Source organism: Variovorax paradoxus EPS (assembly GCF_000184745.1).
GTDB lineage: Bacteria > Pseudomonadota > Gammaproteobacteria > Burkholderiales > Burkholderiaceae_C > Variovorax > Variovorax paradoxus_C.
Genome location: NC_014931.1, coordinates 1890266 through 1903097 on the forward strand (window position 1 = coordinate 1890266; position 12832 = coordinate 1903097).

Annotated in this window: 13 protein-coding genes; 6 read left to right on the top strand and 7 right to left on the bottom strand. The window is 65.7% G+C overall.

All coding sequences use genetic code 11. The features are described 5' to 3' along the window. Positions 1–14 precede the first annotated feature (14 nt). Both VARPA_RS08555 and VARPA_RS08560 read right to left on the bottom strand, forming a co-directional pair. On the bottom strand, positions 15–1466 hold the full coding sequence (locus VARPA_RS08555; RefSeq protein ID WP_013540153.1) for a M81 family metallopeptidase: 1452 nt from the start codon (positions 1464–1466) through the stop codon (positions 15–17). A gap of 36 nt (positions 1467–1502) precedes the next feature. Continuing rightward, positions 1503–2663, bottom strand: a complete 1161-nt coding sequence (locus VARPA_RS08560) for an NAD(P)/FAD-dependent oxidoreductase (RefSeq protein WP_041942824.1) — start codon at positions 2661–2663, stop codon at positions 1503–1505. 204 nt (positions 2664–2867) lie between these two features. On the opposite strand from VARPA_RS08560, the gene VARPA_RS08565 reads away from it, so the two are divergent. Both VARPA_RS08565 and VARPA_RS08570 read left to right on the top strand, forming a co-directional pair. Continuing rightward, positions 2868–3578 (top strand): helix-turn-helix domain-containing protein, encoded by a 711-nt coding sequence (locus VARPA_RS08565; RefSeq protein WP_013540155.1) that lies wholly within the window; start codon positions 2868–2870, stop codon positions 3576–3578. Between the two features lie 49 nt (positions 3579–3627). Next, entirely contained in the window at positions 3628–4401 is a 774-nt protein-coding gene (locus VARPA_RS08570; RefSeq protein WP_013540156.1) for a hypothetical protein, read from the top strand. 60 nt (positions 4402–4461) lie between these two features. Here VARPA_RS08570 and VARPA_RS08575 read toward each other — a convergent pair whose 3' ends face one another. Next, a complete protein-coding gene (locus tag VARPA_RS08575) occupies positions 4462–4857 on the bottom strand; it encodes a DUF1428 domain-containing protein (RefSeq protein WP_013540157.1) in 396 nt (131 codons plus the stop codon). Positions 4858–4950: 93 nt separating this feature from the next. Continuing rightward, complete coding sequence (locus VARPA_RS08580) at positions 4951–5856, bottom strand: LysR family transcriptional regulator (protein ID WP_013540158.1); 906 nt, start codon at positions 5854–5856, stop codon at positions 4951–4953. An 82-nt stretch (positions 5857–5938) separates the two neighbouring features. Here VARPA_RS08580 and argC point away from each other — a divergent pair, with 82 nt between their 5' ends. The 3 genes from argC to VARPA_RS08595 all read left to right on the top strand — a co-directional run bounded on the left by argC (position 5939) and on the right by VARPA_RS08595 (position 8011). After that, on the top strand, positions 5939–6874 hold the full coding sequence (gene argC, locus VARPA_RS08585) for an N-acetyl-gamma-glutamyl-phosphate reductase (protein ID WP_013540159.1): 936 nt from the start codon (positions 5939–5941) through the stop codon (positions 6872–6874). A 248-nt stretch (positions 6875–7122) separates the two neighbouring features. Next, positions 7123–7332, top strand: a complete 210-nt coding sequence (locus VARPA_RS08590) for a DUF4287 domain-containing protein (protein WP_013540160.1) — start codon at positions 7123–7125, stop codon at positions 7330–7332. Between the two features lie 76 nt (positions 7333–7408). Next, on the top strand, positions 7409–8011 hold the full coding sequence (locus VARPA_RS08595) for a hypothetical protein (protein ID WP_013540161.1): 603 nt from the start codon (positions 7409–7411) through the stop codon (positions 8009–8011). Positions 8012–8156: 145 nt separating this feature from the next. Here VARPA_RS08595 and VARPA_RS08600 read toward each other — a convergent pair whose 3' ends face one another. Both VARPA_RS08600 and VARPA_RS08605 read right to left on the bottom strand, forming a co-directional pair. Beyond that, a complete protein-coding gene (locus VARPA_RS08600; protein WP_013540162.1) occupies positions 8157–8507 on the bottom strand; it encodes a DUF2200 domain-containing protein in 351 nt (116 codons plus the stop codon). A 182-nt stretch (positions 8508–8689) separates the two neighbouring features. Beyond that, entirely contained in the window at positions 8690–9046 is a 357-nt protein-coding gene (locus tag VARPA_RS08605; protein WP_013540163.1) for a hypothetical protein, read from the bottom strand. 363 nt (positions 9047–9409) lie between these two features. On the opposite strand from VARPA_RS08605, the gene VARPA_RS08610 reads away from it, so the two are divergent. Continuing rightward, the gene (locus tag VARPA_RS08610) at positions 9410–10678 is read left to right on the top strand and encodes a glutamate carboxypeptidase (protein ID WP_013540164.1); all 1269 of its coding nucleotides are present in this window, start codon (positions 9410–9412) and stop codon (positions 10676–10678) included. Between the two features lie 21 nt (positions 10679–10699). On the opposite strand, the gene VARPA_RS08615 is transcribed toward VARPA_RS08610, so the two are convergent. After that, complete coding sequence (locus VARPA_RS08615; protein WP_013540165.1) at positions 10700–12781, bottom strand: DUF3300 domain-containing protein; 2082 nt, start codon at positions 12779–12781, stop codon at positions 10700–10702. Between the last annotated feature and the right edge of the window lie 51 nt (positions 12782–12832).

The window sequence follows — 12832 nt, forward strand, 5'->3', positions numbered from 1 at the left end:
AAGAGAAAAGGAGATCAGGCCGCGACGCCAATAGGCCACTTGGGCAGGCGCGCTTTCTTGTAGGGCAGGGTGTTGAGATCCAACGTCACGGCGCCTGGTGCGCCCGCGTAGATCACATGCTTCGCGACCTTCGAGTACGACGCGTAGAAGTGCTGCGACGACTTCACGACGACGATCTTCTTGGCCGCGAGGTCGCAGCCCAGTTGCGTGAACAGGTCAGTGCCCATCGCCTGGTTGCGCAGGGTGATCAGCACGATCTCGATGCCGTTGGCTTCGATGAGCGCGCTGTCGCCCATCAGCGTGGGCGTGCCGGCAAGGCCCGTCATCACCAGTTCGTGCTTGAGCGCCTTCACGGTGCATTCGAGGTCGAGCGGATCGCCCGAGAGCGGGCTGATCTTGCCGCCGATGCGCATTGCGAGCTTCGCGCCCACGCCCGCATCGAAGGCGATGCGCACCGCGATCGGGTCCCACATCGGGCCGAGCGCCGCGTTGGTGATGCCGCGCTCGACCATGCGGCGCAGGATGAAGGTGGAGTCGCTGGCCGCGCCGCCGCCGGGGTTGTCGGCGCCATCGGACAGCACCACGGGGCCGCCGTCGAAGGCCAATGCCTCGTCGAGCGAGGCATCGATGCTCGGGTAATTCACGGTGAGACCGTCGCGCATCGCGATCACTTCATCCGCAAGCTGGCGCGCGAGCGCGTCGGCCTTGGCCTGGTCGCCATCGGTGTAGACCAGTACCTTGGTGCCCATCTCCGGCACGTCGCCCCACGAGAAGCCGTGCGTGAGCGAGATCGAGAGCACCCCGTCCTTGCCTTCGAGCGACTGCATGCGCTTGACGAAACCAAGTGCAGGTTCCCGCGAGGTGTGGACCGTGACGATCATGTCGCAGTCGACCACCGCGGCCACCGGCTTCACCTTGCCTTCGACCATCGCGGCGCAGATGTCCACCAGCTCGAGCCCGCGTTCCAGCACGTCGGTGTGCGGGTACTCCTTGAAGGAGATCATCAGGTCCGCGTTGGCGATCATCTCGGGCGTCAGGTGGTTGTGCGGATCGAGTTCGGCACCGATCACCACCTTGGGCCCGACGATCTGCCGCACGCGCGCCAGCAGGTCGCCTTCGCAGTCGTCGTAGCCGTCGGCCACCATCGCGCCGTGCAGGCCGAGCAGCACCATGTCCACGGGCAGCACCGCGCGCAGGTCGTCGAGCAGCTCGTCACGCAGCGTTTCATACGCGTGGCGCGTGGTCGTGCCGCTGGGTTGCGCGCCGGCCACCATGCCTTCGAAGAGCTGCCAGCCCTTGTCCGCGCCGCGCATGCGGGCGGCCCACAGCGGGCCCGAGAACAGCGTCATCGCATCCGGGTGCTTGCCGGCGGGGAAGTGGCCGCGGTCCTTGAACGAGGCGAGGCCGGTCGGCATCGGGCCGAAGGTGTTGGTTTCGGTGGCGAGCGAGGCGCTGAAGACACGCATGGGGATGGTCTCTGTGGTTGTTGTGGGTGTTCTTTTTCAGGCAGCCGCGGCAATGCGCAGCCGCTGCGGCCCGAGCATCTCGGCCGTGAGCCCGAAGTTCGCGATGCGCTCGGGCAGCGGCAGCCCGCGGGCCAGCGCGGCGCAGGCTTCGCCCATCGCCGCCGAGGTCTGGATGCCGTAGCCGCCTTGCGCCGCGACCCAGAAGAAGCCGGGCGCATCGGGGTCGAAGCCGCCGACGAGGTCGCCATCGGCCACGAAGGAGCGAAGGCCCGCCCAGGTGCGCGTGGGGCGGCGGATGGCGAGCGTGGTCGCCTCTTCGATGCGGTGGATGGCGATGGCGATGTCGAGCTCTTCGGGCTGCACGTCCTGCGGATCGACCGGGTCGGCGTTGGCCGGCGAGCCGAGCAGCATGCCGGCGTCGGGCTTGATGTACCAGCCCTCGTCGGCATTGAAGACCATGGGCCAGTGCGCGACGCTCTCGCCCTCGGGTGGCGCGAAGATGAAGGCCGAGCGCCGCCGCGGCTCGATGCCGATGGGCCGCACGCCCGCGAGCCTGGCGATGGTGTCGACCCATGCGCCCGCGGCATTGAGCACCACCGGGGCTTCGTAGACGTTGCCGCCGGCCGTCACGCGCCACATCTCGCCGATGCGCTCCACGGCCGTCACGTCCGCATCGCACACGAGCTTGCCGCCGGCCTTGCGCATGCCACGCAGGTAGCCCTGGTGGATGGCGTGCACGTCCATGTCGGCCGCATCGGGTTCGTACACGGCGCCGGCCACCTGGTCCGGCCGGAGGGCGGGCACCATCGCGAGGGCTTCTTCGCTGCTCAGGCGACTGGCGCCGGTATCCATCGCGCGCAGTACATCCCAGTGGGCATCGAGCTCCGCGAGCTGTGCCGTGCCGCCGACCATCAGCGCGCCGCGCGGCGTGAGCAGCGGGTGCTCGGAGAAGCCTTCGGGGGGATGCTGAAGAAACGCGCGGCTCGCCATGGTGAGGGCGCGCACCTGCGGCGTGCCGTAGCTTTCCATGAAGAGTGCGGCCGAGCGGCCGGTGGAGTGATAGCCCGGCTGGGCTTCGCGTTCGAGCAGGATCACGCGGGCATGCGGAGCGAGCCAATTGGCCACCGAAGCCCCGGCAATCCCGCCGCCGATCACGAGGTAGTCGGCCACCATGGGCGCTGTTGTTGTTGAGGTCATCGCCGAAAAGTGTAGAAAGAAATTTGCGGATACGCAAATTATTTGCGGCGCACCAAGGGGAAACCATGGTGCACCTCATCGGTGAAATTTGCGTCAATGCAATTTGCGTATACGCAACTTCCGCGCCCGAGTCATCCGGGTTGGCATGGATGGCGTGCGGGCCCGCTGGCAGAATCGCCATGCACTACAAAGAGAAAGCCAAGCGTGAATCCACACACAGGGACCAAGCCGGGGACGAAGCCAAAGGACGAGGCGCCCACGCTGGACCGCACCACTTTCGGCCACCGCCTGCGCACCGCGCGCAAGCGTTTCGGCTGGACGCTGGCGCAATTGGCCGAGCGTTCGGGCGTGTCGATCACCACCATCTCGCGCGCCGAGCGCGGCCAGCTCGCGCTGGGCTATGAAAACTTCGCCGCGCTGGGCCGAGCGCTGGAGATGGACATGAACGCGATGTTCGCGGGCGCCGGCGTCAAGCCCGCGCAGTTCGATGGACCGGTGGTCACGCGCGCGGGCAAGGGCGTGGTCTACCGCGGACTCTCGTTCGCCTACGAGTTCCTTGGCACCACGGCGGCCGGCAAGCAGATGAGCCCGGTCGTCGGCACGGTGCATGCGCGCCGCATCAACGGCCCGGAAGACTTCGCGCGGCATCCGGGCGAAGAGTTCGCGTATGTGTTGTCGGGCGAGATCGAGGTGCACTTCGACACGGGTGAAGTCGTGCACCTCGCGCGCGGCGATTCGCTGTACTACGACAGCAGCATCGGCCATGCGTACGTGAGCGTGAGCCGGCAGCTCGCGAAGATCGTCGGCGTGACCTCCGGGGAGAGCGGACACATGAAGTCGGCGCGCGAGGCGCCTGTGCTGAAGCCGGCACGCAAGGCGGTGGCGAAGAAGGCAGGGCGCGGCGGCAAGAGCTGACGCGGCGCACAGATCGCGGAAGCAAGCTGAAGAAATCCTCGAATATCCAATGGCACTGACCCCTGAAAACTGGCCCAGCCGGGCCGTCGTCCAAGCCTCGCTGGCGGCCCAGTTCGCTCTGCCGCCCTTGCCTCCACCGATGCAGGACTGGTTCGCCTGGTGCCGCAGCATGGGGACCCAGTCACTCGTGCTGGACGAGGCGGATTGGCGCGAGGGTTGGCGTGGCGAGCTCACCGGCGCGGGCGCCATCGATGTGCCCGGCCTCCTGGCGGAGATGGAGGGCTACCGTTTCATCCTGGATCAAGAGGCGAGCACGCCGGAGCATCTGGTGTGGCGCGACGCCGTGCAGACCGGCGAATGGCAGCCGCACTGGGTGGTTCTGCAAAACGCGAATGGCGATCCGTTGATCGGCGATATCAGCCAGCCCGAAGTGCCGGTGCTCTGGGACTGGCACGGGAGCGGCAGCTGGTCGCCGCAGCCGCTGTTTCCGAATCTTCGAATGCTGATGGAGCGCATCGAAATCGATGCGCCGGTTCCGTCGGACGATGTTCCGTCGAAGATCCTTTTCTACACGGTGCATCTCGCGGACCTGGGCCCTCAGCCTCTGCAGGTGCTGACCGCGCTCAAGACCCATTCGGACTACAGGCACCTGGCCGGCGCAAGCCTGCTGAAGCTCAAGCATCAACTGCCTTTGCCGCTGCTGGTCGACAACGTCAGCGATGCGGCGAAGGACTACCTGGTTCATCGCTTCGAAGCGCTTGGGGCGCGAGTGGAAGTCGTCGAGCGGGGACTGGGGACATCTGCAAACCGCACCTCACCATGAGCACAGAGCACGGCATCCTCAGCGCGAAGACCGTGGCGCTGCCGGACTTCTCGCAAGCCTCTACAGGGAGATCATGGGCAGAAAGCCCCCGGCGATGAGGCGAGAGCCATCGAACACGGGAACCTGCCCCTCGAACTGCATCCGCGGATCGCTTGTCATCTTGGCCATCCCTATGTCCCTCGCGGCCTTGTCGGGCCACTCGACCCAGGACATCACGACAGCCTCGCCTTCCTTGGCGCCGGCAGCCTCGATGAAGCTCGTGTATTGGTCTGCGTCGCGGCGCGCACTTTCACCGTGGTAGGTCGATGCGTCGGGGCCGGATTCATCGAGCCAGCATTCCGTCACACGCAGCGCGCCGTGCGCCCGGGTCACCTCGGCGGAGGCAGCGGCCATCTTCTCGTAGACGGCCTTGTTGGCGCGGGGCACGGGTGCCAGGTAGCAGTCGATATAGGTCATGCGCTGTCTCCGTTCGAGGGGTGCTGTTGCGCTTCACTGTAGCTCGGCAGATGGCCTGCAGCACTGCTTCCGCCTGCCACCTTGCGCTATCGATCAAGCAGCCGAAGCGTGCTTCCCAGGCTGCAATGCCTCCAGCACGAAACGCGTCGGCCCGCTCGCACCACGGTCGCTGACCGCGAGGCCCAGCTGCCGCCACAGCGCCGGGCTGAGCGGACGAATGGCGATGCGAGGGTCATGCGCGGGCTCTTTGTCGTCGGCGTGCGATTCCTCAGGCAGCAAGGCCGCTCCATAACCGGCCGCGACCAGCGTCCTGATCGCATCGTTGTAGTTGAGCTCGATGCGCGGCCGGCAATGCACGCCAGCCGCGGAGAACCATTCCGCGGTCAGTCGATAGAGACGCGTGGAGGCGTCGTTCATGATCAGCGGCCGTTCGGCCAGCCATTGCGGCGTGAGCCGCCTGGGTGCCTTCCAGTCCGCCGGCAGAAAGGCGACGACGGCCTCGCGCCGCAGCGGCGTGACATGAACGCCGCGCACAGGCGGCTGCGGCAGCGCCACGACCGCGAGGTCCAGGCTGCCCGCGGCGAGCCGGGCCATGCTGTCGTTGGAGGTCAGCACCTGCACGTTCACGTCGATGCCGGGATGGTGCTGGGCAAGACGCTTGAGCGCGGGCGGCAGCAGGTGCGCAATGGTGCCCGTCGAGGCACCCACGCGCACGCGGCCCGTCTGGCCGGCGAGCTGGCGTCGAACGTCTTCCACTGCGTCGTCCGCGTCCGCGAGCAGCCTGCGGGCACGCGCGATGAATCGCTCGCCCAGGGCGGTCGCTTGCGCGGGCCCTCTCCCGCGAACGAGCAACTGGCCACCCAGGCGCGACTCCAGTTCCGCGATCTGAACGGTGACGGTGGGGGCCGCCAGGTGAAGGGCGCGCGCAGCATTCGCCAGGGAGCCGAGATCGGCGATGGCGACGAGGGTGCGCAGATGGTCAAGGCTGAGTTCTCGCATCGCGCTAATTTAACTTTTCTTAATCCTGCATTGAAGATATTTAGCTGGAGCCATCGAGACCGCGTCCCTACGATTGCGCTCCATGGACCTCAACATCTTTATCGACGGCGATCAGGGCACCACTGGCCTCGACCTGCAGAACCGCCTGCGCGGCGGGGAATTTCGCATCCGCACATTGCCGGCCAACCTGCGCAAGGACGCGGCTGCGCGCCGGGCCGCCCTCAACGAGAGCGACATCGCCATCCTGTGCCTGCCCGATGCCGCGGCGCGCGATGCGGTGGCGATGATCGAGAACCCTTCGGTGCGCGTCATCGACGCCAGCTCGGCGCACCGCACCAGCCCCGGCTGGGTCTACGGCCTGCCGGAGCTCGATGCGCAACAGGGCGAGCGCATCGCGTCTGCACTGCGGGTCACGAATCCGGGCTGCTACCCCACGGCCGCGGTTGCCCTGCTGCGACCGCTGACGGATGCGGGGCTGCTGCCTGCCGACTATCCGCTGGTCATTCACGCCGTCTCGGGCTATTCGGGCCAGGGCAGGGCGGGAGTGGAAGCGTATGAGGCCGGGGTGGGCGCGGGCGCGCATTCACTGAAGGTCTACGGCCTTGCACTCGAGCACAAGCACGTGCCGGAAATCGAGACCTATGCCGGCTTGACGGAGCGTCCCATCTTCGTGCCGGCATACGGCAGTTATCGGCAGGGCATCGTGCTCACCATCGGACTGCACGCGCGGATGCTTCCCGTCGGTGTGTCTGGCGCGCGCATCCATGAGTGCCTCATGGAGCGGTACCGCGATGCGGCACATGTGCGCGTGATGCCGATGTCTTCTGCCGCGCCGATGACGGAGCTCGATCCGCAAGTGCACAACGGATCGAACGACATGAGCTTGGGTGTCGCGTGGAATGAACGCACGGGGCAGATCGTCTTGGGGGCGGTTCTGGACAACCTGGGCAAAGGGGCCGCGGGGGCGGCGGTGCAGAACCTGCGGTTGATGGCGGGGGCATTGTTGCCTGTGGCGTGAGTTCGATGTGTTGACGCAAGGGGGCTTCGGGAGTCAAAGTTCGGTCTCGGTATCGCGGAGCTTCTGCCGGCCAGAAGAGAGCTGCCTCGGAACGAATGTCTAATCGCTTCGGACCCATTCACGATGAAGGTGCGGCCGGCTCCAGCCGGTCGGGAGCGGAAGTACGATTCGAGGTCGAACGCCTGGCCCGTCATTCTTCGATGCCATTGTTCGCTTGCCCCACCAGCCCACTCACCAACGGGATGTCAATGACAGAAACGACCAAAGTCAAAGGCCCTGCCTCGTACTTTCCTTCGATTGAAAAAACCTACGAGAAGCCAATCGCCCACTGGATGAATGTTCTTCAGGATGCAGGCCCTCTCAAACACATGGAGCTCGTGAACCGGCTCAAGACGGAGCATCAAATCGGCCACGGACACGCAAACGCGCTGGTGGCGGCATTCCTGACGAAGAAGTAGTAAAAGGTCAGGACTCGAACGTTCACGTGCGGCCAGGCCCGAGTTCGGCCGCATGCCAATCTGGAAGACTTCGAGAATGCCTCCATCGACTGAAGCCCTGCAGCGACTGAGCGACTTCGTCTCCGGCAAAACTCCGGCGCCTGAGTTCGAGCAACAGCTCTACAACGATCCGGATATTGAAGCGTTGCTCTCGGCAGAGAGCGCTCCTCGCTATTGCCAAACGGGGACAACGCTATTCCACTACCTCATCGGACTCGACCTCAGCGACCCAGGCCACGTGCTCAGCGCACAGGACGTATTGGTCTCGTTGCTCCAGAAGCACGGAGTGAAGACAGTGCCGTCCGGGGCCGCAGCGGCGGAATATGCGCTGCTGCTCGAGGCCCAACCGCGCTGGCTCGACGCGGACGCCAAGTTCCTTGCCTCGTTGCTCGATGTGGCGCCGTGCCTGCCTGCCAAACAGAGAAAGGCATGGCTGCGTCAGCGAATCTTGGAACTGTTCAAGTACGCCAAGCAGCCCCCGCGCTGGTTGCAGTCCCCGGCGTGGCCCATCGGAGATGCTGGCCCCTTGGTCTTCTTGGGCCAGTTTCCTGTCGCCGGCTACTTTCATGATGAGGCGGCGGTGTATGTTTTCCATGATCCGGCGAAGAACGCGTTCACAACATTCGTTCAGGTCTGCTGAGCTCGCGGGCATGAGGACAATCACCAGGATGCTTCCTCGCGGCCCCAGAGGTGGTCCTGCCTCGATGGGCCGATTTGCCTGATATCTATTGAGGCGATCGGCCGGCTTTAAAGATCCCGCTCTTGGCGCGGATCTTCACAAGCAGCTACACCTGCAGAATTTTTTCCATCGCCTTTCCTTTGGCAAGCTCGTCGATCAGCTTGTCCAGGTAGCGGATCTTCTGCATGAGTGGATCGTCGACGTCTTCCACGCGAACGCCGCAGACCACGCCCTTGATGAGCGAGCTGTTCGGGTGAAGGGCCGGCGCCTCGGCAAAGAAAGTCTGGAAGTCGTTCTGCCGTTCGATCTGCCGACGCAGTCCTGCTTCGTCATAGCCCGTCAGCCAGCAAATGATCTGGTCGACTTCTTCTTTCGTTCGACCCTTGCGTTCCGCTTTTTGGACGTACATCGGATAGACCTTCGCGAAGGCCATCGTGAAAATTGAATGCTTGGGCATCGTCGCTCTTCCTTCCTGTGTATCAGCGCTCGAAACGCATGCTGCCTCGGTGTGCCGACGTGAAGAGAGCGCTGTCGCGGGGCGCTCGTTCCTCGCCGGATTCTGGCGCACTGCAAGGATCAAGCAATACCGGCGGCAGTTTCGAAATCCTCGCTGAAAGGAGCGAGGAACAACGCCCTGGGCTAGGGCGTCAGCGCCTCGCACTCGCCTTCGATGCGGGCGTGAAGCAGCCCGAGCGATACGGCAAGAAGCCGGTGCAGTGCGTCGCGCTGACATGCATCGAAGAGCGGTGCGGAGTCGGCGGATGCCTCGGATGAAGCGGCATCGCGCCGGTCTTCATCCCAGTTGAGCAATTGGGCCAGCGTCTGCGCGCCTTGCACCACGTCGCGCGCGTCGTTCAGGAATGCGGCGTGGCGTTGTTGGGAAGGATCGAGTCGCTCGATCTGCACCCACTCGAAGGGTTTGAACTGGGCGGTGGGAACAGAAGAAGACGCGCAAGAGCAGACGGCGCCGGTGCTCGCGTTTGAATTTTTGGCCATGGGCCTCCAAGGGTGTCGATTGCAATAACCGACGCACTCGCTGCTAAACGAAGGCGGCGGCCCGAACGGGTTAGCAGACCGGGACACCCTTGCGGACACCGGCAGGGCGCGAGCCCTCCCATTCGAGCCGCCTAAAAAGGAAGCGCGAACGAAAAAGCCGCAGACCATGTGCGGTAACTGCGGCTTTCGTCGCAGGGTGTCGACGGGCTGCTAAACCCGACTTCGCTCATCACGAAGCGAAGGCAATGTAAGCGCTCCCGACGACGCCCGTCAAGTCATCGCCCTGTCGCCGACTTGCGCCGCGTTCCCACGCCGGGTCGCTATGCTGGCGCCCGCCATTCACTTCGAGAAAAGAGAACCATCATGTCCATGCGCTCTTCGTCCTTCTTCGCCCTGCGTTCCATCGCGCTGGCCTCCGGTCTCGCCCTGGCCGCCATCGCCGTGCAGGCCGCGCCCGATGCCAAGCTGCTCGCCGCCGCGGAGAAGGCGCAGCCCGCCGTCATCGACAACCTCAAGGAGATGGTGCAGATCGAATCGGGGAGCCTCAACGTCGATGGCCTGCTCAAGATGGCCGATGTGATCGAGGGCCGCCTGAAGGCTGCGGGCTTCAAGACCGAGCGCCGCAAGACAGAGGCCGGCGCGGGCGCCGACATCGTCATCGGCACGCTCAAGGGCACGGGCAAGCGCAAGATCATGCTGCAGGGCCACATGGACACGGTGTATGCGGCGGGCATCCTCGGCAGCCAGCCCTACAAGGTAGACGGCAACCGCATCTACGGCCCGGGCATCGCCGACGACAAGGGCGGCATCGCGGTGATGCTGGCCTCGCTGAAGATCCTGGCCGACGCGGGCTGGCGCGACTACGACACGCTCACCGTGCTGGTGAACCCCGATGAAGAAGTGGGCTCGGTGGGCTCGGGCGAACTCATCGCCACCACGGCGGACCTGCACGACACGGTGCTGTCGTTCGAGCCGACGGCCGCCAAGTCGGTGGCCAAGGGCGAGTCGCTGCTGCTCGGCGCGGCCGGCATCGCGCAGGCGACGATGGAAGTGAAGGGCCGCGCGGCGCACGCGGGCGCCGCGCCCGAGCTGGGCCGCAATGCGCTGTACGAGCTGTCGTACCAGATGCTGCAGACCAAGGACCTCGCGAAAGACATCCCGGGCGTGACGCTCAACTGGACCGTGGCGCGCGCCACCGGCCCGATCAACCAGATCACCGAGAAGGCGCAGGCACTGGGCGACATCCGCATCACGCAGCCGGGTGCGGAGAAGAAGCTCAACGAAGTGCTGCAGGCGAAGATCGCGAGCGGCAAGCTGATTCCCGATACCGAGACGACGGTGAAGGTCGAGGTAGGCCGCCCGGCGTTCGTGGCGGGCGCGAAGGGCCGCGCATTGGCCGAGAAGGCGCAGGCGATCTACAAGGAAATCGACCGCGACCTCGCGCTCACGCCGATGACCGGTGGCGGCACCGACGCTGGTTTCGCCGGCCGATCGGGCAAGGCGACGGTGGTCGAGAGCTTCGGCCTCGCGGGCTTCGGCTATCACGCACGCGACGAGTACATCGAAGTCGATTCGATCGTGCCGCGCATCTACCTCGTCACGCGGCTGCTGACCGAGATCGGCAAGCAGTAAGCGGCGCAGGGGCAGCCGGCCTCAGGGCTGCTGACGAGGTGGCTCGCCGGGGCGGGCCGGCGGCTTGTGGGCAGCGGCTGCGGCGACCGCCGCCGCAGCGTGCTGTTGAGCCTGTTGCTGCTGCTGTTGGCGCGCTTGGGCCGCCTGTTGCTGCTGCTGTCGCATCTGGGCCTGTTGCGCCTGCTGCTGTTGCTGCATCTGCTGCTGGCGTTGCTGCTGCTGTTGTTGCATCGCCTGTTGCTGCTGTGCGCGTGCAGCCTGGGCTTGTTGTTGCTGCTGTTGCTGTTGCTGGCGGCGCATCTGGTCCTGCTGCTGACGGGCCTCGTTCTGGGCCTGCTGCTGGCGTTGCTGTTGCTGCGCCTGCTGCCGCTGTATCTGCTGCTGTTGAGCCTGTTGCTGCTGCGCGGCGCGGGTTTGAGCCTGCGCTTGCTGCTGCGCCTGCATCTGTTGGCGCCGTGACTGATCCTGCTGCGCCTGTTGGGATTGCTGTTGTTGTTGCTGCTGGCGCTGCCGGTCCTGCAACGCGCGCTGCTGCTGTTGCTGGGCCTGCTGGCTCGCGGTGCGTGCCTGCTGTTGTTGCTCCATTTGCTGGCGCCGCAACTGCTCCTGCTGTTGTTGCTGTTGGAGCCGGGCCTGTTGCTGTTGCTGCGGTTGCTGCTGGTTGGCGGCGCGTGCCTGCTGCTGTGCCTGTTGTTGGGCCTGCTGCGCTTGCTGACGGCGCGCTTGTTCCTGCTGTTGCTGTTGCGCGCGTTGCTGAAGTTGGGCCTGCCGCGCCTGTTGTTGCTGTTGAGCTTGCTGGACTTGCAACTGCTGCGCTTGTTGCTGTTGAGCCTGCTGCTGTGCGCGTTGCTGTGCTTGCTGTTGTTGCACCTGCTGCTGTTGCGCCGCGGCCTGCTGCTGGCGTGCCTGTTGTTGTTGCATCTGCGCGAACTGCGCTTGTTGCTGCTGCTGCGCAAAGTTGGGCGGCGGCGCGCCGGGCGGCATGCCGCGTGGTCCGCCGTTGCGGTCGCTGCGATCGTTGTTGTTGTAGACGTTGCGCACGTTGTTGACCACCGTGGTCGAACGCGAGATGTAGGTGCTGTTGTTGTAGACCACCGCAGGCCGTGCAAAGGCCGGCTGCGCCACGCGGTCACGGTCGCGATCGCGGTCATATCTGCGATCGCGCGGTGCGCCCCAGTTCACGTTCCATGAGTTCCAGCCCCAGCCGTGGCGTTCCAGTGCGGCGCCCACGATCACGCCGGTGCCGAACGCCAGCGCGCCGGCCGCGGCAACCTGGCCGCGGCTGTAGCCCGGCGCGACCTCCACGGGCGGCGGCGGTGCGTACGCATAGCCGGGGTACACAGGCAAGGGCTCGCCGTAGATCACCTGCGGGTCGTAGCGCGGCACGTACACCACGTCGGGCTGCACGGGCTCGATGGTGATCAGTTGCTGCGGCGCCTCGATCACGGCGGGTCCGCCGTACGCGGCCTGCATGTCCGGTGCCGGCACGTAGTCGCGCGGCGCCTGGGCGCTGGCCACCCGCAGCTTGTCGTTGTTCTTCAGGCGGCCCGCTTTCGATGCGCGCTGCCGCATGACCTGGATCGCGTTCATCACGTCGGCCGGGTCGTTGTAATAAGCCTTGCCGAGCGATTCGGTCCACGTGATGTTGCCGGCGAGCTGGTCGAGCACGGGCCTGAAGGCGGTGAGCGATTTCACGCTCGGGTCCCAAGGCTGCTGGTTAGCCGCATCGGCGAGCGGGCCGGCCTTGAGCGACTGGTTCTGCCCGAGCCAGTCGTGTGCGGCGGTGATCTGCTCGGGGTAGGTGGCGCCCGCGAGAATCTGCGCGACGAGCTTGTCGGGATAGAGCGCGATGGGGGCGACCAGCTGGTAGAGCTGCTCGGCCGAGGGCGGTGTGTAGGCCGCCGGCACCGGCGCTGCGGGCGCCTGCGGCACCGTGGGCGGAGGCATCGAGATCGGTTGCTGCTCCGCTGCAGGTTCTGTCGCGGGCGGCGCGGCGTTCGGCGGTGCAGCCTTGTCGCAACCCGCGAGAACGAGTGCGCCGATGCACAGCGAGATCGCGAGCACGCGGGGGAGGGATTGAGGGGCGGGACGTTGGATGTTCATCTGGAGTTCCATCAAGGCGCCGACGTCACGCCTGACTCTCTCAACGGTCCC